The organism is Kitasatospora sp. NPDC088160, assembly GCF_044741445.1.
In the GTDB taxonomy this organism is placed as follows: domain Bacteria; phylum Actinomycetota; class Actinomycetes; order Streptomycetales; family Streptomycetaceae; genus Kitasatospora.
Window position 1 is genome coordinate 42,674 of sequence record NZ_JBIUSS010000009.1, and the last position, 19,630, is coordinate 62,303.

15 protein-coding genes are annotated in these 19,630 nt (G+C 73.5%); 7 read left to right on the forward strand and 8 right to left on the reverse strand.

Going from position 1 to position 19,630, the window contains the following annotated elements; genetic code table 11:
* Positions 1–40 precede the first annotated feature (40 nt).
* The 4 genes from nth (at position 41) to ACIOGZ_RS15540 (ending at position 3,763) form a co-directional block, all read left to right on the forward strand.
* A complete protein-coding gene (nth, locus tag ACIOGZ_RS15525; RefSeq protein WP_400986164.1) occupies positions 41–916 on the forward strand; it encodes an endonuclease III in 876 nt (291 codons plus the stop codon).
* The gene (locus ACIOGZ_RS15530) at positions 913–1,680 is read left to right on the forward strand and encodes a CoA pyrophosphatase (protein WP_363579684.1); all 768 of its coding nucleotides are present in this window, start codon (positions 913–915) and stop codon (positions 1,678–1,680) included. The genes nth and ACIOGZ_RS15530 overlap by 4 nt, the downstream gene beginning before the upstream one ends.
* A gap of 46 nt (positions 1,681–1,726) precedes the next feature.
* Entirely contained in the window at positions 1,727–2,911 is a 1,185-nt protein-coding gene (locus tag ACIOGZ_RS15535) for a MarP family serine protease (protein WP_363579683.1), read from the forward strand.
* 150 nt (positions 2,912–3,061) lie between these two features.
* Complete coding sequence (locus ACIOGZ_RS15540; protein WP_363579682.1) at positions 3,062–3,763, forward strand: metal-dependent hydrolase; 702 nt, start codon at positions 3,062–3,064, stop codon at positions 3,761–3,763.
* 83 nt (positions 3,764–3,846) lie between these two features.
* Here ACIOGZ_RS15540 and ACIOGZ_RS15545 read toward each other — a convergent pair whose 3' ends face one another.
* From ACIOGZ_RS15545 to ACIOGZ_RS15575, 7 genes are all read right to left on the reverse strand, one after another.
* Positions 3,847–4,056, reverse strand: coding sequence for a hypothetical protein (locus tag ACIOGZ_RS15545; RefSeq protein WP_063348672.1), 210 nt, complete (start codon positions 4,054–4,056; stop codon positions 3,847–3,849).
* A 144-nt stretch (positions 4,057–4,200) separates the two neighbouring features.
* Complete coding sequence (locus ACIOGZ_RS15550; RefSeq protein WP_363579681.1) at positions 4,201–5,220, reverse strand: alpha/beta hydrolase; 1,020 nt, start codon at positions 5,218–5,220, stop codon at positions 4,201–4,203.
* Between the two features lie 95 nt (positions 5,221–5,315).
* Positions 5,316–5,792, reverse strand: a complete 477-nt coding sequence (locus ACIOGZ_RS15555; protein WP_063348673.1) for a phage holin family protein — start codon at positions 5,790–5,792, stop codon at positions 5,316–5,318.
* A gap of 187 nt (positions 5,793–5,979) precedes the next feature.
* Positions 5,980–7,356, reverse strand: a complete 1,377-nt coding sequence (nhaA, locus tag ACIOGZ_RS15560; protein WP_400986166.1) for a Na+/H+ antiporter NhaA — start codon at positions 7,354–7,356, stop codon at positions 5,980–5,982.
* Between the two features lie 460 nt (positions 7,357–7,816).
* Complete coding sequence (gene acs, locus ACIOGZ_RS15565; RefSeq protein WP_400986168.1) at positions 7,817–9,772, reverse strand: acetate--CoA ligase; 1,956 nt, start codon at positions 9,770–9,772, stop codon at positions 7,817–7,819.
* A 242-nt stretch (positions 9,773–10,014) separates the two neighbouring features.
* Positions 10,015–12,444: a SulP family inorganic anion transporter gene (locus ACIOGZ_RS15570; RefSeq protein WP_400986169.1), complete on the reverse strand. Its 2,430-nt coding sequence runs from the start codon at positions 12,442–12,444 to the stop codon at positions 10,015–10,017.
* 455 nt (positions 12,445–12,899) lie between these two features.
* On the reverse strand, positions 12,900–13,901 hold the full coding sequence (locus ACIOGZ_RS15575) for an ATP-binding protein (protein ID WP_400986170.1): 1,002 nt from the start codon (positions 13,899–13,901) through the stop codon (positions 12,900–12,902).
* Between the two features lie 220 nt (positions 13,902–14,121).
* Between ACIOGZ_RS15575 and ACIOGZ_RS15580 the strand changes: the two genes are divergently transcribed.
* Positions 14,122–15,012 (forward strand): oxidoreductase, encoded by an 891-nt coding sequence (locus ACIOGZ_RS15580; protein ID WP_400803982.1) that lies wholly within the window; start codon positions 14,122–14,124, stop codon positions 15,010–15,012.
* Positions 15,013–15,435: 423 nt separating this feature from the next.
* On the opposite strand, the gene ACIOGZ_RS15585 is transcribed toward ACIOGZ_RS15580, so the two are convergent.
* Entirely contained in the window at positions 15,436–16,335 is a 900-nt protein-coding gene (locus ACIOGZ_RS15585; protein WP_363587425.1) for an HAD-IB family hydrolase, read from the reverse strand.
* Positions 16,336–17,062: 727 nt separating this feature from the next.
* Between ACIOGZ_RS15585 and ssd the strand changes: the two genes are divergently transcribed.
* Complete coding sequence (ssd, locus tag ACIOGZ_RS15590; RefSeq protein ID WP_363587423.1) at positions 17,063–18,187, forward strand: septum site-determining protein Ssd; 1,125 nt, start codon at positions 17,063–17,065, stop codon at positions 18,185–18,187.
* Positions 18,187–19,536, forward strand: a complete 1,350-nt coding sequence (locus tag ACIOGZ_RS15595) for a TadA family conjugal transfer-associated ATPase (RefSeq protein WP_400986172.1) — start codon at positions 18,187–18,189, stop codon at positions 19,534–19,536. Before ssd ends, ACIOGZ_RS15595 begins: the two co-directional genes overlap by 1 nt.
* Positions 19,537–19,630 lie beyond the last annotated feature (94 nt).

Genomic DNA, 19,630 nt, shown 5'->3' on the forward strand with positions numbered 1-19,630 from the left:
TCCGCTGCCCGCCGTCGGCCGTTCGGCGTAGCCTTCGTGCATGGCAGAGAGCAAGGTCCGGGCGGCGGCGGCACCGAAGGCGAAGACCGTGCCGGGGGTGAAGCCGGGGAAGCCGGAGTCGCACCTGGCGATGGTGCGGCGGGCGCGGCGGATCAACCGCGAGTTGACGGAGCTGTACCCGTACGCGCATCCGGAACTGGACTTCGAGAACCCGTTCCAGCTGCTGGTGGCGACCGTGCTGTCGGCGCAGACGACGGACCTGCGGGTGAACCAGACGACGCCGGCGCTGTTCGCGAAGTACCCGACGCCGGAGGACATGGCGGCCGCGAACCCGGAGGAGCTGGAGGAGGTCATCCGCCCGACCGGGTTCTTCCGGAACAAGGCGAAGTCGCTGATCGGCCTCTCGATCGCCCTGCGCGACGACTTCGGCGGCGAGGTCCCGGGCCGCCTGGACGACCTGGTGACGCTGCCGGGCGTGGGCCGCAAGACCGCCAACGTGGTCCTCGGCAACGCCTTCGGGGTGCCCGGGATCACCGTGGACACGCATTTCGGGCGGCTGGCCCGGCGGTTCGGCTGGACGGCGGAGGAGGACCCGGTGAAGGTCGAGGCGGCCGTCGCCGAGATCTTCCCGAAGTCGGAGTGGACGATGCTGTCGCACCGGGTGGTCTTCCACGGCCGCCGGATCTGCCACTCCCGCAAGCCCGCCTGCGGCGCCTGCCCGGTCGCGCCGCTCTGCCCGTCGTACGGGGAGGGCGAGACCGACCCGGAGAAGGCGCGCAAGCTGCTCAAGTACGAGCTGGGCGGGCAGCCCGGGCAGCGGCTGAGGCCGCCGGGGGACTTCCCGGGGGAGGCCGCCGCCCGGGCCGACTCCGCCGAGCACCAGGGGCGGATCGCGGACCTGGCGGTGGGCGAGTGACCCGCGAGGCACGGCGGACTCCGGAGCCGTCGGCGGTGCGGGTGGTCGAGGCGGACGGCCTGCCGGCCTGGCTGGAGCCGGTGCGGGAGGCGGCCGAGCGGGTGCTGCCGGAGCAGCTGAGCCGCTTCCTGCCGCCGGTGGAGGGCGGCCGGGCGGCGGCGGTGCTGATGCTGTTCGGCGAGGGCCCGGACGGGCCGGACCTGCTGCTGATCGAGCGGGCCCGTTCGCTGCGCTCGCACGCCGGGCAGCCGTCCTTCCCGGGCGGCGCGCTGGATCCGGAGGACGGTGACCCGGACGGCCCTGGCCCGGTCGCGGCGGCGCTGCGCGAGGCCTGGGAGGAGACCGGGCTGGACCCGGCCGGGGTGCAGGTGTTCGCGGTGCTGCCGGCGCTGTACATCCCGGTCAGCCGGTTCGTGGTGACGCCGGTGCTGGGCTGGTGGCGCGAGGAGTCGCCGGTGCGGCCGGTGGACCAGGGCGAGACCGGTGCGGTGTTCCGGGTGCCGGTCGCCGATCTGGCCGACCCGGCGAACCGGGTGCGGCTGCGCCACCCGTCCGGGCACGTGGGGCCGGCCTTCGCGGTGGCCGGGCGGCTGGTCTGGGGGTTCACGGCCGGGGTGATCGACCGGGTGCTGCACCACGGCGGGCTGGAGCTGCCCTGGGACCCGTCCCGGATCGTCGACCTCTCGGACGAGGCGCTGGCCCTGGTGCAGGGCGATCTTGACCACTCCCGGGCGCTGCCCGGCGGCGACGCCGGTCCCACGTGAGGGGCCGTCTGCACGGCCGGGCCGCGGGCCGTGGGAGGGTGTCCGGGTGAACGTCCTGGATGTGCTGCTGATCGCCGCTGCCGTGGCATTCGCCGTGTCGGGCTACCGGCAGGGCTTCGTCGTGGGTGTCCTGTCCCTGGTCGGCTTCCTGGGCGGCGGCCTGCTGGCCGTCCAACTGCTGCCGCTGCTGCTCGACCACCTCAGCCCGGGCACGACGGCCTCGGTGGTGGCCGTGGTGGTGGTGATCGTGTGCGCCGCGATCGGCCAGGCGGTCACCGCGCACTTCGGCTGGAAGCTCCGGGGCCACATCGGCCGCCGTCCGGCGCGGGTGCTGGACGCGACCGGCGGCGCGGCCGTGAACGTGGTCTCGATGCTGCTGGTGGCCTGGCTGATCGGCTCGGCGCTGGCCGGGGCGTCGCTGCCGACGGTGTCCAAGCAGGTCCGCTCCTCGGCGATCCTCGGCGGCGTGCAGAACGCGCTGCCCGACGACGCGCCGAACTGGTTCTCGGACTTCTCCAAGGTGCTGGCCCGCAACGGCTTCCCGCAGGTCTTCAACCCCTTCGAGCACGAGCCGATCACCCAGGTCGACACCCCCGACCCGGCGCTGGCCGGCAGCCCGGCGGTGGCGCGGGCCAAGCAGAGCCTGGTCAAGGTGGTCGGCACCGCCACCTCCTGCAGCAAGACCCTGGAGGGCAGCGGTTTCGTCTTCGCCCCGCACCGGGTGATGACCAACGCCCACGTGGTCGGCGGGGTCGACGAGCCGACCGTGCAGATCGGCGGGGTCGGCCAGCTGTACGACGCGACGGTGGTCCGCTACGACTGGCAGCGCGACATCGCCGTCCTGGACGTGCCCAAGCTGAACGCGCCCCCGCTGTCGTTCGCGGGCGAGGCGAAGACCAACGACAGCGCGATCGTGGCGGGCTTCCCGGAGAACGGCGCCTTCAACGTCCAGCCGGCCCGTATCCGCGGCCGGATCCAGGCCAACGGCCCGGACATCTACCACCGCGGCCAGGTGGTCCGCGACGTCTACTCGGTCCGCTCGCTGGTCCGCCAGGGCAACAGCGGCGGCCCGCTGCTCACCCCGGACGGCCAGGTCTACGGCGTGGTGTTCGCCAAGTCGCTGGACAGCGCCGACACCGGGTACGTGCTGACCGCGGCCGAGGTGCGGGAGGACGCGGAGAAGGGCGGCACCGCGAGCACCCGGGTGGACACCCAGGGCTGCGCGCTCTGACCGGGCCCCGGGGCGCTCCGACGCGCCGGATCCGACGATCCGATATCCGTCACACCGTCAGTCCGCCCTGGTAGCCTCTGCCGCGCTCACCCGTTCGGCTCAACCGGGCGCCGTCCCGGAGTGAGTCTTACGGGAGGTCGTGGTAGTCCGATGATGGGTCACTCGCACGCGGTCAGTGGGGCGATGCTGTACGCCGCCTCCGCACCGTTCCTGCCCCCGCTGCTGCTGCACACCACGCTGCAGCCGGCGGACATACTGATGGGCACGGTGCTGTGCGCGGGGGCGGCCCTGCTGCCGGACCTCGACCACCACGACGGCTCGATCGCCAACTTCCTGGGGCCGATCTCCAAAGCGCTCTGCCGCTTCGTGGCCTGGGCCTCCGGCGGGCACCGGCACGCCACCCACTCGCTGCTGTTCGTCGCGCTGATGGGCGCCGGCACCTGGGCGGGCGTCACCTACCTGGGCCGCAACTTCACCCTGGTGCTGACGTTCTTCCTGATCGCGCTCGCGATCCGGGCGCTGCGGCTCTGCCCGCCGGGGGACGGCCCGGAGAGCTGGATCACCGTCATCGGGCTGTCCGCGCTCGGCACCTTCGGGATGAACACCTGGATGCCGAACTCGCCGGGCTGGCTGCCGTACGCGGTGGCGCTGGGCACCCTGGCGCACCTGCTGGGCGACTGCCTGACCAAGAAGGGCGCGCCGCTGCTCTGGCCGCACAAGGAGCGCTACGAGGTGGTGCTGATCAAGCGCAGCGGCAACAACGTCGAGACCAAGGTGCTGGTGCCGATCATGTCGGTGGCGACCTTCGTCCTGCTCTGGTTCACCGCGGTGTCGCCGACGATCGTGAACTGACCGGCCGGCCTGACCGGCCGACCCGGCCGACCCGGCCGACCCGGCCGACGGGACCGACCGGCCGGATGACGCGGCGCGAGGCCTCAGGTCTCGCGCCGCAGTCGTGCGCCGACCCAGCGGGCGCGCCGGCCGAGGATGCGGGGGATGCCGAGCTGCCGCTGCGCCGGGCGCGGACGGCGGTCGGGGCCGTCGTAGCCGAGGTCGTCCGCCCAGTCGGGGCGGTGGGCGGAGCGTTGGGAGCTGTTGTGGCGTCGGGCGCGCGGGGCGCCGCCGCGATCGGGCATCCAGGTCATACCGGAATGGATGCCCCTGGGCCGGTGGGGGTAACCACCGGGCACGCGTCGAAATTGGCCTATGCGGTTGTCATATGTGCGTCAGATCAAGGGAGTTGGGACCAAGGGCCCTTCCCTCCCGGCTCCTTCGCCGCTCCTGCACCGTCACTCCTTGTGACGGCCGACCCAGTCCAGCAACTCCGCGGTGAACTGCTCCGGGGCCTCCTCGTGCGGGAAGTGCCCGACCCCCGGCATCAGCCGCCAGCGGTACGGCGCCGCCACGTACTCGCCGCCGCCCAGCGCGGTGTGCGACAGCAGCACCGGGTCCGCCGCGCCCTGGACGTGCAGGGTCGGCGCCGTGATCGGCTTCTTCATCCGCCGGGCGAACTGGATGCCGTCCGGGCGCGCCATCGAGCGCAGCAGCCAGCGGTACGGCTCGATCGAGCAGTGCGCCGTGCTGGGGATCTGGATGGCCTGCCGGTACGCGTGCACCGCCTCCTCGTCCAGCCGGTTCGGACCGGCCCAGGCGTCCAGGTAGCGGCCGACCAGCGCGGCGTCGTCGGCCACCAGGCGGCGTTCCGGTATCCACGGCCGCTGGAAGCCCAGCACGTGCTCGAAGGCGGCCGCCTGGCGGCGGTCGGTCAGCAGGGCCCGGCGCAGGTCCCGGGGGTGCGCGGCGGAGACCACGGTGAGGCTCTGGATCACCGACGGGCGCATCACCGCCGCCACCCAGGCCAGCGTGCCGCCGGCGGCGTGCCCGACCAGGTGCGCCCGGCGTTCGCCGAGCGAGCGGATCACCCCGGTGATGTCCAGGGCGAGGTTGCCCGGGTCGTACCCGCGCGGGGTGCGGTCGCTGCCGCCGATGCCCCGCAGGTCGAGCGCCACCGCCCGGTAGCCGGCCTCGGCGAGCGCGGTCAGCTGGTGGCGCCAGGCCCACCAGTACTCGGGCCAGCCGTGCACCAGCAGCACCAGCGGGCCCGAGCCCAGCTCGGCGATGTGGAACCGGGCGCCGTTGGCCGCGAGGTCGCGGTGCGTCCACGGGCCGCTCTGCCGGACGCTCCAGGCCTCGGCGCCGCCGTCGGGGGCGGTGTCGGGGGTCTCCTCGGCGGGCTCCCCCCCGGGTGCCAGGTCGGGTCCGGAGTCGGCGGACGGCTGCGCGGGCACGGGCTTCTGGTCAAGCGGCATACCGAGAGCGTGTCACATCCGTGCGCCGGACGGCGCCCGGTACTCGCTCCCGGCGGGTCCGGGCGGGCGGCTGTGCGCCGCCACCGGAAGGGCCGTTACGGGATGCGGCCCAGGGCCCGGTCGATCTCCTCCTTGGTGGCCGGGCGCGGCCGGGCGTTCTTCAGCACGTCGGCGGTCTTCTGGGCGCCCTCGATGGTGCGGTGCGGCTTCTCGATCCGCTTGAACGAGCGCCAGGCCATCAGCCCGAGCAGCACCGCGAGCAGCAGGTAGGCGCCGGCCACGATGAGGAACGACCAACCGAGCGACAGGCCCAGCGCGTGGATGCCGAAGGCCGCCGCGGCGCTCAGCATCGGGACGGCGGCCAGCGCCACCACGGCGGCGACGCCCAGCGAGACGCCCCCGGAGACGCCGCGCTTGACGTCCGCCCGGATCTCGGCCTTGGCGAGCGCGATCTCGTCGTGGACCAGTGCGGACAGGTCGGCGGTGGCCGCCGCGAACAGCTGCCCCACCGAACGCTCGCCCTCGTAGGGCGCCCGGCCGTTGCTGGACGGGTCTGCGGCTCCTGCGGGCATCAGCGGTTCTCCTCTGCGGCTGTGCGGCGTGACGCCGCCGCGTGGTGCGGTTCGGGGGGCCGGAGGGGCCCGGAGGCGTCAGTGGACTGTCGACAGCTCAGAATCATGCCCCTACCGGTCAGTCGCACACCACTCCGGGGCCCCGCCGGGGGGACGTGTCCGGGCGCTGCCGGGCCGCCGGCGGGCCTCAGCGGGGCTTCTCCGGCCCCTCGCCGTCGGGCCGAGGGGCGAGTTCGGCGGCCCGGGCCCGCCAGGCCGGGTCGTCCTCCTGGTAGACGTCCGGGACGCCGTCGCCGTCCACGTCCCGCTCCTCCTCCTCGCACAGCTCGCGGTAGTGCCGGTTGCGGAGCTTGAGCAGCACGGTGGCCACCGTCGCGCAGAGCAGCGAGCCGACCAGGACGGCCGTCTTGGAGAGGTCGGCGAGGGCCAGGTCGTCGCGGAACGCCAGTTCGCTGATCAGCAGCGAGACGGTGAAGCCGATGCCCGCGAGCACCGAGACCGCGAACATGTCGGCCCACTTGAGCTTCGGGTTCAGCTCGGCCCGGGTGAACCGGGCGGCCAGCCACGTGCCGCCGAATATGCCCACCGTCTTGCCGACCAGCAGGCCGATGACGATGCCGAGCGGCGTGGCCTGGGTGAACACCTCGCGCAGCGTCGGGCCGGAGATCGTCACCCCGGCGGCGAACAGCGCGAACACCGGAACGGCCAGGCCGGCCGAGAGCGGACGGACCAGGTGCTCGATGTGCTCGCCGGGGGAGTGCTGCTCGTCGCCCTCCCGGTGGCAGCGCAGCATCAGACCCATCGCGACGCCCGCGACCGTGGCGTGGATGCCGCTCTCGTGCATCAGCGCCCAGTTCACGACGGCCAGCGGCACGAACAGGTACCAGCCGTGCACCCCGCGCCGGTGCAGGAACCAGAACAGCACCAGGCCGGCGAAGGCCAGGCCGAGCGCCCAGAACTTGATACCGGAGCTGTAGAAGACCGCGATGATCAGGATCGCGATCAGGTCGTCCACCACGGCGAGGGTGAGCAGGAAGGCACGCAGGGCGGACGGCAGGTGGCTGCCGACCACGGCCAGCACGCCGAGCGCGAAGGCGATGTCGGTGGCGGTCGGGATGGCCCAACCGCTGGGGTGACCGCCGCTGCCCGAGTTGACGAGGGCGAACAGGATCGCCGGCAGCGCGACCCCGCAGACGGCGGCCACCACCGGGAGCAGCGCGGCGCTCGGGGTGCGCAGCTCGCCCGCGACGAACTCGCGCTTGAGCTCGATCCCGGCCACGAAGAAGAAGATCGTCAGCAGGCCGTCCTTGGCCCAGTTGCCGAGGGTGAGGTCGAGGTGCAGCGGGGCGGACGGCCCGACGGTGTAGTCGAGGACGCTCTCGTACGCGTGCGGCCAGACGTTGGCCCACACCAGTGCGACCACGGCGGCGAGCAGCAGCAGGATGCCGCCGACGGTCTCGGTGCGCAGGGCGTCGGTGATGAACGTCCGCTCGGGCAGGGACAGCCGGCCGAGCAGCTGCTGGCGGCGGGTCGTCGGCTCGTGGACGGGCGGCTGTTCGGTCACGAGGACCTCCTGAGGGGCTGGGAGCGGCAACGGATGCACGTGTGGTGCAGTTGCCGACCAGACTTCCCGGCGCGCCCTGTGACGCTCGGATTCCCGTTCAGGGATCTTGATGCGTCGTTAACAGTCTAGGGGATCGTTCGGGTGACATCCGGATTGTCCTATTCAAGGACTTAAGCCCTGCGGGGTGGTTCTGCACTCCGGAGGAGCAGTGGCACGGCACCCGAATGGCCTAGGCCGCTCGCAGACGGGTGAACGCGGCCCTGCCGTCCCTGCCGTCTCTGTCGTCTCTGTCGTCCCTGTGGTCTCCGTCGCCCTTGCCGTCGGTCGCAGGCGCCGCCCGGCCCCGGCCGCCCCGCTGGCACACTCCGGCGGCCGACCGGAAGCGGGCTTCGGACTCACGGCATGGCTGTGCCCCGGGCGGTGACCACCGCCCGGGGCACGCTTCACCGTGTCGGCCGGCTCAGCCGTTGCCACCCGCCGGCGGCAGCTGGGCCTGGATCTGGCTCATCACCGTGCTGTCGGCGAGGGTGGTGGTGTCACCGACCTCGCGGCCCTCGGCGATGTCGCGCAGCAGACGGCGCATGATCTTGCCGGAGCGGGTCTTCGGCAGCTCGCCGACCACCTTGACCTGCTTCGGCTTGGCGATCGGGCCGAGCGTGCGGCCGACGTGCGCGCGCAGCTCCTCGACCAGCTCCGGGCTCTCGGTGGCGCCGCCGCGCAGGATCACGAAGGCGACGATGGCCTGGCCGGTGGTGGCGTCCGCGGCGCCGACCACGGCGGACTCGGCCACCGACGGGTGGCCGACCAGGGCCGACTCGACCTCGGTGGTGGAGATGTTGTGGCCCGAGACGAGCATGACGTCGTCGACCCGGCCGAGCAGCCAGATGTCGCCGTCCTCGTCCTTCTTGGCGCCGTCACCGGCGAAGTAGCGGCCCGCGAAGCGCGACCAGTAGGTGTCGATGTAGCGCTGGTCGTCGCCCCAGATGGTGCGCAGCATGGACGGCCACGGCTCGGTGAGCACCAGGTAGCCGCCGGAGCCGTTCGGGACCTCGTTGGCCTCGTCGTCGACCACGGTGGCCGCGATGCCCGGCAGGGCGCGCTGGGCCGAACCCGGCTTGGTCTCGGTGACGCCCGGCAGCGGGCTGATCATCATGGCGCCGGTCTCGGTCTGCCACCAGGTGTCCACGATCGGGGTCTTGCCGGCGCCGATGTGCTCGCGGTACCAGATCCAGGCCTCGGGGTTGATCGGCTCGCCGACGCTGCCCAGCACCCGCAGCGAGGACAGGTCGAACTTCGCGGGGATGTCGTCGCCCCACTTCATGAAGGTGCGGATCGCGGTCGGCGCGGTGTAGAGGATCGTCACGCCGTACTTCTGGACGATCTCCCAGAACCGGCCCTGGTGCGGGGTGTCCGGGGTGCCCTCGTAGATGACCTGGGTGGCGCCGTTGGAGAGCGGGCCGTAGACGATGTACGAGTGGCCGGTGACCCAGCCGATGTCGGCGGTGCACCAGTAGACGTCGGTCTCCGGCTTGAGGTCGAAGACCGCGTGGTGGGTGTAGCTGGCCTGGGTGAGGTAGCCGCCCGAGGTGTGCAGGATGCCCTTGGGCTTACCGGTGGTGCCCGAGGTGTAGAGGATGAACAGCGGGTGCTCGGCGTCGTGCGCCTCGGGGGTGTGCTCGGTGGACTGGCGCGCGGTGATCTCGTGCCACCAGACGTCACGGCCCTCGGTCCAGGAGATGTCCTGCCCGGTGCGGCGGATCACCAGGACGTGCTCGACGCCGTCGACCTTGGTGAGCGCCTCGTCGATGGCCGGCTTGAGCGCGGACGGCTTGCCGCGGCGGTAGCCGCCGTCGGCGGTGATGACGAGCTTGGCCTGGGCGTCCTCGATGCGGGAGGCGACGGCGTCGGCGGAGAAGCCGCCGAAGACGACCGAGTGGGTGGCGCCGATCCGGGCACAGGCGAGCATCGCGACGACCGCCTCGGCGATCATCGGCAGGTAGACCGCGACCCGGTCGCCCTTGCGGACGCCGAGCTCCAGCAGCGCGTTGGCGGCCTGCGAGACCTCGTCCTTGAGCTGGGCGTAGGTGATCGAGCGGCTGTCGCCGGGCTCGCCCTCGAAGTGGATCGCGACCCGGTCGCCGAGTCCGGCCTCGACGTGGCGGTCGACGCAGTTGTAGGCCACGTTGAGCTTGCCGTCGGCGAACCACTTGGCGAAGGGCGGGTTGGACCAGTCCAGCGTCTCGGTCGGCTCGACGGCCCAGCTGAGGCGGCGGGCCTGCTCGGCCCAGAAGCCCAGGCGGTCCTCGGAGGCCTGCGCGTACGCGGCCGCGGTGACGTTGGCGGCGGCGGCGAGCTCTGCCGGCGGGGCGAATCGCCGCTCCTCCTTGAGCAGGTTGGCCAGGCTCTCGTTGCTCAACGCGCACTCCTCATCGAGTCATGATCGGAGACGATCCCGTGCGTGGGGATTGTCCCGTGTGTCCCAGCGCACAGCTCACCAGGCGAATGGGGCACTTGACAAGAGCCTCCGGGTAATTGGTGTAGACCTTTGACCGGCAGTCGAACGGACCATCGTACGGCGCACCGCCTCTGGGCGGTGCGCCGTACGACGGCCGGAGGGCCCGCGCCCCGGCCCGCCCGGCGGGGACGCGGGCCCGGCTCTCAGGCGGCCAGCCGGGGGCCGTCCTCGGCGCCGTCGGCGGGAACCCGGCCATCTTCATTCACCCGTTCGGGCGTGTCGCCCGCCGGCGACCCGGTCGGCGGTGCCCCTGGCGCTGCCCGGCCGGCCGTGGTTCCGGCCGCTGCCGTCCCGATGCGCGCCTCGATCGGACTGAACGTCCCCTCGGCCCGGTCGAGCACGTAGGCCTGGGCGGTCGCGAAGTCGAAGTACATCCCGACCAGTCGCAGGGTGCCCTCCTCCACCCGGCGCTCCACGGCCGGGTTGGCCAGCAGCTGGTCCAGCTGCTGGACCACGTTGGTGATGCAGAGCTGCTCCACCAGGTCCACCACCGGCCGCGCGTCGAACCCGGCGGGGATCCGGCGGAGCCGGTCCAGCGAGCCGCGGCCGTTGCGCAGCCAGCGGGCCAGCGGGGTGGGCGGCCCGGGGCGCTCGTGCACGCCGTCCAGCAGGGCCTTCATCGCGCCGCAGCCGGAGTGGCCGCAGACCGTGATCGAGCCGACCTCCAGGACCTCGACCGCGTACTGCACCGCGGCCGCCACCGAGTCGTCGGCCGCGCCGGGCTCGTACGGGGCCGGCACCAGATTGCCGACGTTGCGGACGGTGAACAGGTCCCCCGGGCCGCTGTTGGTGATCATGCTGGTGACCATCCGGGAGTCCGCGCAGGTCAGGAAGAGCTGGGAGGGCGTCTGCCCCTCCCGGGCCAGCCGGGCGAGTTCGGGCCGGATCAGCGGGGCGGTGTGCTGCTGGAACACCCGGACGCCGTCCAGCAGTCGGCCGTGTGGGTCCTCCTGCTGCTCGATGCAGTGGTGGCCGACCCAGGGCGTCCAGGCCCGGCAGCGGTGCGGACCGGGTGAACTGCCCGCCCGGACGGTCCCGTCGGGGTCGAGCACCTCGTCGTCCCTGCGGCGCGTCACCATCGAGACCCGGCCGCCCGCGGCCTGGTGGCCCGTCCGCCAACTGTGCAGCGTCTCGTACGCGGCGTGGTCCAGGAAGGAGCCGTCGTGGACCACGGTGACCTCGGAGCCGGAGGGGATCCCGGCCAGCGCCCGGCTCAGCCGGGGCACGGCGGTGAAGGTGAGCGGCCCGTGCGTCTGGACGGTGACCGCGCCCGCCGGGCCGGCCAGCACGTCCACGTGGGCGCGGGTCAGCCGGTAGAGCGCGAGCAGCACGGCGGTGCCGGCGCCGAGCGCGACGCCCCACAGCACGCCGAGCGCCACCACGGCGAGCACGGTGGTCAGGTAGACCGGGAACTCGCGGTGCCGGTGCACGTTGCGGATGTGCGCGAAGCTCACCATCTGCAGCCCGACCACCAGCACCAGCGCGGCCAGCGCGGCCAGCGGGATCCGGCGCAGCCCGCCGGTCAGCGCCAGTGCGGCGGCGAGCACCCAGACGCCGTGCAGCACCGAGGACCACCTGCTCTGGCCGCCGGCCCGCACGTTGGCGGTGCTGCGGACGGCGCCGCCGGCGACGGGCAGCCCGCCGACCAGCCCGCTGACGATGTTGGCCAGGCCCTGGCCGCGCAGTTCGCGGTCGAGGTCGCCGGTGCGGCGGGACATCCGGTCGACCGCGACGGCGGACAGCAGCGACTCCACGCTGGCGACGGCGGTGACGGTCAGGACGGCGGCCAGCACTCCGGCCAGCGGGCCGTGCGGCAGCGCGGGCACGAGGGCGTGCGGCTGCCAGGCGGGCAGCCCGATGTGGGCGAGCCGCAGGTCCAGGGCCAGGGCGAGCGCGGTCGCGGTGGCGACGGCGGCCAGCGGGCCCGGCACCTTGGCCAGCCTGGCGCCGAACTCGCCCGCGCGGCCGGGGAGTCGACCGAGTCGGGGCCAGCCCAGCAGGACGGCCGCGGTCACCGATCCGGCCAGCAGCGCGGGCGGGTGCGGCCCGGCCAACTGGCCTGGCAGCGCGAGGAGGTTGGCGATCGCGGAGCTCTGCGGGGAGCCGCCGAGGACGACGTGCAGCTGCGCGATGGCGATGGTGAGTCCGACCCCGGCCAGCATGCCGTGCACGATGGCGGGCGAGACGGCGAGCGCGGTCCGGGCCACCCGGCGCACGCCGAGCAGGAGTTGGAGCAGCCCGGCGGCCAGGGTGATGGCGCAGGTGGCCCGCCACCCGTACTGGACGATCAGTCCGGCGGTGATCACGGTCAGCGCGGCGGAGGGGCCGCTGACCTGGAGCGGGGTGCCGCCGAACAGCCCGACGACGATGCCGCCGACGGCCGCGGCGGCGAGGCCGGCGGTGAGCGGGGCGCCGGTGGCGAGTGCGATGCCGAGGGAGAACGGCACGGCGATCAGGAAGACCACCAGGGAGGCTGAGAGGTCCTGGGCCCAGCGGGCCTTGGTGCCGGGGCGCGGTGGCGCGTGGTCGGTGGTGTCGGAGGCGATGGGGGCGCTGGAGATGTCGAGGGTCATTGTCTTCCCGTCTGTCCGGGGGAACGAACGCAGTCAGGTCCGGCGGTGAGTCCGGGGTGGGGCTCCGGGGCGGATCGGCTGTCGTGGGTCGCGACGGTGTGGCGGGATGGCGTGGGCGCGGCGGGGAGTGCGGGTGTCACCGGCCGGACCTCGACCATCAGGGCCCGCCAGGGACCTGGGCGAGGTGCGGGACGTCTCGCCGAGGGCCGTCGGGACGGACCATCAAGACTCGGTAAACCGAGGGTAATGAAAGCTTTGCACAGCGTCATTCCGGGAGGGAAGGGGAAAACCCCCCGATTCACCCCATTGGGTGGTGTTCGAACCGCTGGGAATCTGCTGGCGGAGCCGGGGACGGCCGGGCGTTCGGTGGCGCCGGGCGGTCCGGACATGAGGAACGGGCCGTGGCCCTCCCCGGGGAAGGGGGGAGGGCCACGGCCCGTTCGGGCGGAGCGGCGTCAGGCGCGCGCACCCGCCGGGGCGGGCCGCTCGCCGCCGACCCCGCCCAGCACGAAGGCCTCGTCCACCTGGGTCGCGAGGTCGACGCCGACCTTGGCGTTGGCCCAACTCTCCGCGTTGCGCACGTGGAAGAGCACGGCCTGCTCGGTGTAGCGGCGTACGTCCCGCTGCCCGTACGCGGACTCGGCCTCGGCCCGCAGCTCCTCCAGGACGGCCCGGTTGGTCGGCTCCAGCGACTTCAGCGGCGGCTCGGCGCCCTGCTCCAGACGGCGCACCCAGTCCGAGTGCCCGAAGGTGGTGAGCAGGTCGTCGCCGACCTCCCGGCGCAGGAACGCCAGGTCGTCCGGGCCCTGCACCTTGTTGCCGATCACCCGCAGCCGGACGCCGAAGTCGCGGGCGTAGTCCTTGTACTGGCGGTAGACGGAGACGCCCTTGCGGGTCGGTTCGGCCACCAGGAAGGTCAGGTCGAAGCGGGTGAACAGGCCGGAGGCGAAGGAGTCCGAGCCCGCCGTCATGTCGGTGACCAGGTACTCGTCGGGGCCGTCCAGCAGGTGGTTGAGCAGCAGTTCCACCGCGCCGACCTTGGAGTGGTAGCAGGCCACCCCGAGGTCCTCCTCGGTGAAGGCGCCGGTCGCCAGCAGTCGGACCGATCCCTCGTCCAGGGCGATCGGGCGGGCGCAGACGGCGTAGACCGGGTTCTCCTCGACGATCCGCAGCAGGCGCGAACCCCGGCCGGGCGGCGTGGTCTTGATCATCTCGTCGGCCGAGCGGATCAGCGGGTTGCTGCCGCGCAGGTACTCCTTGATCTCCGGCAGGTGCGCGCCGAGCGAGGGCAGCTCCGCGGCCTGGGCATCCGTCAGACCCAGGGCCGGGCCCAGGTGCTGGTTGATGTCGGCGTCGACGGCGATGACCGGCCGGCCCGCGGCGGCCAGATGGCGGATGAACAGTGCGGACAGCGTGGTCTTCCCGCTGCCGCCCTTGCCGACGAAGGCGATCTTCATCTGGGACTCCGGCTCTCGCTCTGGGCCCGCGCTCGGGGGGCCACCTGCTCAGGGGCCGCACATGCCGAGGCGCCCTAAGTGGAAATAGTTATCGTCTCCGATAGTGGCCATGCTAGCCGGGGTTTGGGCCTCCTCGGCGGAGGGAAGTGAGGATTGCCTCTAATGGGTGATCCGGGGTTGCTGTTCCGGGAGGGGGCGGCTGTTCATTACTCTCGGGTAGGTGAGCACTGGAACAGATCCCCTCGCCCCGCTGGCCCAGCTCCCCGGGGTGCCCGACGCCGTGGCCGAGGTCCGCAAGGCCGTCGACCGGCTCTACGGCCACCGGGTGATGCGCCGCCGCGCGGCCGAGGTCACCTCCGAGTCCGCGCTGCGCGGCGCCCGCGCGTCGGCGGCGCTGGCCGGGGCCGACTGGCCGCTGGAGGAGGTCCGGCGCCGCAGCGACTTCAGCGCGGACCCCGAGGCTCGGACGGTCGGCGCGGCCCTGCGGATCGCCGCCGAGGCCGGCCAGCTGCTCAGCATCTGGCGGCACTCGCCGCTCCAGGTGCTGGCCCGGCTGCACCTGCTCGCCGTCGGCGACGGCGAGCCGTCCGCCGGGCGGCCCCGCCGCGCGGGCGAAGGCGTCGAGGACCTGTTCCCGCTGGGGCTCGAGCCGGTGGAGAGCGTCGAGGTCGTCCAGGTGGACGAACCGCTGCCCGCGCTGCCGCCCGCCCCGGGTGCCGAGGAGGTCGCGGCCCGGCTCGACCAGCTCTCCCGACTGCTGGTGGCGCGCGCCGAGGGCCAGGGCGTGGGGACGCCGGCCCTGGTGGTCGCCTCCGTGGTGCACGGCGAACTGCTCGCGCTGCGGCCGTTCGGCGCGTACAACGGCGTGATCGCGCGGGCCGCCCAGCGGATCGTGCTGCTCGCCGAGGGGCTCGACCCGAAGTCGATCTGCCCGGCCGAGGTCGGGCTGGCGGAACTCGGCACCGACGCCTACCGGCGGGCCCTGGCCGGCTATCTGGCGGGCACGCCCGAGGGGATGGCGGCCTGGATCGCGCACTGCGGGCGGGCGCTGCGGCTCGGGGTGCGGGAGAGTACGGCGGTCTGCGAGGCGATGCAGCGCGGGATGGTCTGAGCGGGCGGGGGCCGCGGGGGCGGCGCGGGCGGGGACCGCGGGCGCTTCTGGCGCTTCCGGCACGAAGATGCGGCGGCACCCGATCCTGCCTGGTGCCGCCGCTGGTGCAGATACCGGGTGACCATGCATGCACCGGAAGTGCTGATCAGACGGGGATCCTGCCCGTTCGTCTGGTCCAGCGGCCCGACAGCGGGTCGGCTGCATGTGGGTGCTCGGATACCTGAACACGCGGTCCGTGGGGCCTTAACTGCGTTGTCGGTTTGACCTCTTCGGGTCCTGACCGGGTCTCGCGGGCCGTGCTTCATTTGTATCGCGTTTCGGGCGAAAGGGGAACCCGAAAAGAGAACTCTGTGCTGATTGTCTGATTTGCCCTGCACTGTGGGGCCTGCGGTTGCCCGCGTTGCGGGGCCCGCGGCGGGCGGTTCAGGCCTCCGGGCGGCGCCGGTGGGCCAGGTACCAGATGACCCCGGCGGTCACGGCCGCCGTCCCGATCGCCACGGCCGTCAGCACCGAGCCGCTCGGCGCGGAGAACTCCGGGAGCCGCCGCCGCAGTTCCACCGGCCGGTCGAAGACCAGCACCGGCCACTCCCGGGCCTGCGCCTCCTTCCGCAGCGCGCGGTCGGGGTTGACCGCCGACGGGTGGCCGACGGCCTCCAGCAGTGGCAGGTCGGTGGAGGAGTCGCTGTAGGCGTAGGACGCGGCCAGGTCGTAGCCCTCGGACTCGGCCAACTCCCGGATGGCGGCAGCCTTGTTCTCGGCGTAGGCGTAGTACTCGATCTCGCCGGTGTAGCAGCCGTCCTCGACCTTGAGCCGGGTGGCGATCACGTGGTCCGCGCCGAGCAGCGCGCCGATCGGCTCGACCACCTCGGAGCCCGAACTGCTGACGATCACCACGTCCCGACCGGCCGCGTGGTGCTGCTCGATCAGTGAGGCGGCCTCGTCGTAGATGATCGGGTCGATCAGGTTGTGCAGCGTCTCCGCGACGATCTCGCGGACCTGCTGGACGTTCCAGCCCCGGGTGAGCGAGGAGAGGTACTCGCGCATCTTCTCCATCTGGTCGTGGTCCGCGCCGCCGACCAGGAAGACGAACTGGGCGTACGCGCTGCGCAGTACGGCCCGACGGTTGATCAGACCGCCCTGGTAGAACGGGCGGCTGAAGGCCAGCGCGCTCGACTTGGCGATGATGGTCTTGTCCAGGTCGAAGAAGGCCGCCGTGCGCGGCCCGCCCGGCCCGGGGCGAACGGGTGAGCGGGTCTGCGCGGGCCCGGTGGCCTCGCCCGGGGACTCGTCGGCGTGGTCGTCGGCGTTCTCGGTGGTGTCCACGGGAACCGAGGATAGAGGGAGCCGCAAAACAGGCCGCCATTCGGTGTACTCGTGGGCGTGCGGGTTTGTGTTTCTGGCCGCTCGGGTACACCATGGAAGTCACGGATCGTTCGCGACCGTGCTAACCCGGTCCGGCTCCTCCCCCCCGAGTCGGGCCGTGGATAGACGACCCCCGCTCTCCCCCCCGGCGGGGGTCGTCGCACGTCCGGGGCCATTTTTGGACCCTGAAGGCCCCTCGCGGCGAGCGCCGCGGCCGCCCTGCCGACGGTGTACGGGGGGTGTCGACACCCTGGTCCACTGACCACCTTTCGTCACTCTGCGTCGCTGTTTGCTCATGGCTGCCCGTGGCTCTTCGGCTGGTTCCGATCGGTGGGCAGAGCTGCTGCGGCGGGGTGCCCGAGGGGGCGGCCGGGAGGGTCCGTCGGGTGGCCGGCGAGGGTGCGACGGGCTTCCGGTTCACATCCGTGATCCCCGATCGTCAATTCTTTGACGATAAATCCCTCGCCCGGGTGAACGTTTTCCTCCACAGCCCACGAGTTATCCACAGGTATTCGCATCGTGGATGACGGAATCCCGATCTCCCCCCACCGTGATGGTCGGCGGCGGTCGCCGGGCGGATCTCACCTCCCTCTCTCCCACGAGGTCTGCCGGGCGGCCGTTCGCCGGAACCGTCCGACGTGCGCCCCGGACCGCCCCTGGCGGCCGGGGGCGCAGAGGGGAGCCCACCATGTCGACGCCGATCGCCGACCACGCCACCACCGAAGGGCCCGGGGCCAGCGGCCCGCTCGTCGTCACCGAGGACGAGGGCCTGGCCGAGCACCTGCTGCGGCTCTGCGCGGCCGCCGGCACCGAACCGAGGCTGATCCGGGGCGCACCACCGCCGCGCGAGCTCTGGGAGGGCGCCTCACTGGTGCTCATCGGGGACGACCAGGCCGCCCGGTGCGCCGGGCTCGGCCGGCGCGGCGGGGTGCTGCTGCTCGGGCTGGACCTCGACGACGCCGGGGTGTGGGTCAGAGCCGTCCAACTCGGCGCCGAACACGTGCTGTTCCTCCCCGACGCCGAGGCCTGGCTGCTCGACCGGATCGCCGACGCGGCCGAGGGCGCCGGCTCCCCGGCGCTCACCGTCGCCGTGCTCGGCGGCCGGGGCGGGGCCGGAGCCTCGACCCTGGCCTGCGCCCTCGCGGTCACGGCCGCGCGGGCGGGGCGGCGGACGATGCTCATCGACGGAGATCCGCTGGGCGGCGGCCTCGACATCCTGCTCGGCGGCGAGGCGGCCCGCGGGCTGCGCTGGCCCGATCTGGCCGGCTCGCGCGGGCGGGTCAGCGGGGTCGAACTGGCCAGGGCGCTACCGGTGCTCAAACGGCTCTCCGCGCTCTCCTGCCTGTCCTGGGATCGCGGCGACACCCTGACCGTGCCGCCGGAGGCCATGCGCAGCGTGCTGGCCGCCTCCCGGCGGCGCGGTGGGCTGGTCGTCGTCGACGTGCCGCGCCATCTCGACGCGGCCGCCGGGCAAGCTCTGGAGCAGTCCGACCTGGCGCTGCTGGTGGTGCCGGCCGAACTGCGCGCGGTGGCCGCCGCCGACCGGGTCGCGGCGGCCACCCGGATGCGGCTCGGGGACGTCCGGGCGGTGGTGCGGTCGCCGCGCACCTTCGGACTCCCGGCCCACCGGATCGCCCGCGGGCTGCGACTGGAGCTCGCGGGGGAGTTGGAGCCGGAACCCGGCCTGGCGGAGGACGTCGAGAAGGGCGTCCCGCCCGGAATCCGGGACGGCGGCCCGCTCGCGCGCTTCTGCGAGACCTTCCTGGACGAGGTGCTGCCGCCGGTGCCGGCGGTCGGAGGAGGTGTGTACTGATGGTCCGTCTGCGTAGAACAGGCCCCACCGTGCGGGCGGGGGGCGGTCCGAAGAGCCGGGGCGAGGGTGCGCGGGAGCACCGGTCGCTCAGGAGCGTGCCGCCGCCCGGCGGGTCACCCGAAGCGCCGCGCCACCCCTGCCCGTACGGGCGCACCGCCCGGGAGGAGCGGACGGCGGAGCTGGTGGACGCGGTCCGGCTGCGGCTGGCCGAGTCGGGTGCCGCCCCGACGGTGGGGTCGGTCGCGGCGGTGCTGCGGGCCACCCGGCCGCCGCTCGGCGGGGACGAAGTCCTGGACACCGTGCGCTCGCTGCGTGCCGAACTGGTGGGTGCGGGCCCGCTGGAGCGGCTGCTGGCGGCGCCCGACGTCACGGACGTCCTGGTGAACGGTCCGGACGAGGTGTGGGTCGACCGTGGCGGCGGCCTGCACCGGGCCGCCGGAATCCGGTTCGCCGACGCCGAGGCGGTACGGCGGCTGGCCCACCGGCTGGCCACCGCGGCCGGGCGGCGGCTGGACGACGCGCGGCCCTGGGTGGACGCCCGGCTGCCGGACGGCACCCGCCTGCACGCCGTGCTGCCGCCGATCGCGGCCGGCTGCACGCACATCTCGCTGCGGGTCTGCCGGCCCCAGCCGTTCACGCTCGACGAACTGGTGGCGGGCGGGGCGCTGCCGCCGGAGGGCGCCGGCCTGCTGGCCGGCATCCTGCGGGCCAGGCTGTCGCTGCTGGTGTCCGGCGGGACGGGCACGGGCAAGACCACGCTGCTTGCGGCCCTGCTCGGCCTGGTCGGGCCGGAGGAGCGGATCGTCATCGCGGAGGACTCCGCCGAACTGCGGCCGGCCCATCCGCACGTGGTCCGGTTGCAGAGCAGACCGCCCAACCAGGAGGGGCTGGGTGAGCTCACGCTGCGGGACCTCGTCCGGCAGGCGCTACGGATGCGTCCGGACCGGCTGGTGATCGGAGAGGTCCGCGGGGCCGAGGTGTCGGACCTGCTGGCCGCGCTGAACACCGGGCACGAAGGCGGCTGCGGCACGGTGCACGCCAACACGGCGGCGGACGTGCCGGTCCGGCTGGAGGCGTTGGGCTCGCTCGCCGGGCTCGACCGGCCCGCGCTGCACAGCCAACTCCGGGCCGCGCTCGACCTGGTGGTGCACCTGGTCAGGGAGCCGGGCTCGGGGCGCCGCCGGGTGGCGGAGATCCACACGCTGGCCGCCGGCCGTGACGGGCTGGCCGTCACCACCCCGGCGGTGGAGTTCCCGGTGGTGGGCGGTCTGGTCCCCGGGGCGGGCTGGGAGCGACTGGTCGGGCTGCTGGCGGTGCGCGGGGTGTCGCTCGCGGCGGGGCCGACGTGACGGCGGCGGTGGCCGGGTTGGCGGGTGCGGGGGCGCGGGCGGTGGAACTTGCGTTCGTCCTGCTGCTGGGCGGGTGTGCGGCGGGCGCCCTGAC

Bases quoted from the DNA above. Each gene is read 5' to 3' on its own strand.
- nth (WP_400986164.1), top strand. From the start codon at position 41: ATGGCAGAGAGCAAGGTCCGGGCGGCGGCGGCACCGAAGGCGAAGACC.
- ACIOGZ_RS15540 (WP_363579682.1), top strand. From the start codon at position 3,062: ATGATGGGTCACTCGCACGCGGTCAGTGGGGCGATGCTGTACGCCGCC.
- ACIOGZ_RS15545 (WP_063348672.1), bottom strand. From the start codon at position 4,056: ATGACCTGGATGCCCGATCGCGGCGGCGCCCCGCGCGCCCGACGCCAC.
- ACIOGZ_RS15550 (WP_363579681.1), bottom strand. From the start codon at position 5,220: ATGCCGCTTGACCAGAAGCCCGTGCCCGCGCAGCCGTCCGCCGACTCC.
- ACIOGZ_RS15555 (WP_063348673.1), bottom strand. From the start codon at position 5,792: ATGCCCGCAGGAGCCGCAGACCCGTCCAGCAACGGCCGGGCGCCCTAC.
- ACIOGZ_RS15570 (WP_400986169.1), bottom strand. From the start codon at position 12,444: ATGACCCTCGACATCTCCAGCGCCCCCATCGCCTCCGACACCACCGAC.
- ACIOGZ_RS15575 (WP_400986170.1), bottom strand. From the start codon at position 13,901: ATGAAGATCGCCTTCGTCGGCAAGGGCGGCAGCGGGAAGACCACGCTG.
- ssd (WP_363587423.1), top strand. From the start codon at position 17,063: ATGTCGACGCCGATCGCCGACCACGCCACCACCGAAGGGCCCGGGGCC.
- ACIOGZ_RS15595 (WP_400986172.1), top strand. From the start codon at position 18,187: ATGGTCCGTCTGCGTAGAACAGGCCCCACCGTGCGGGCGGGGGGCGGT.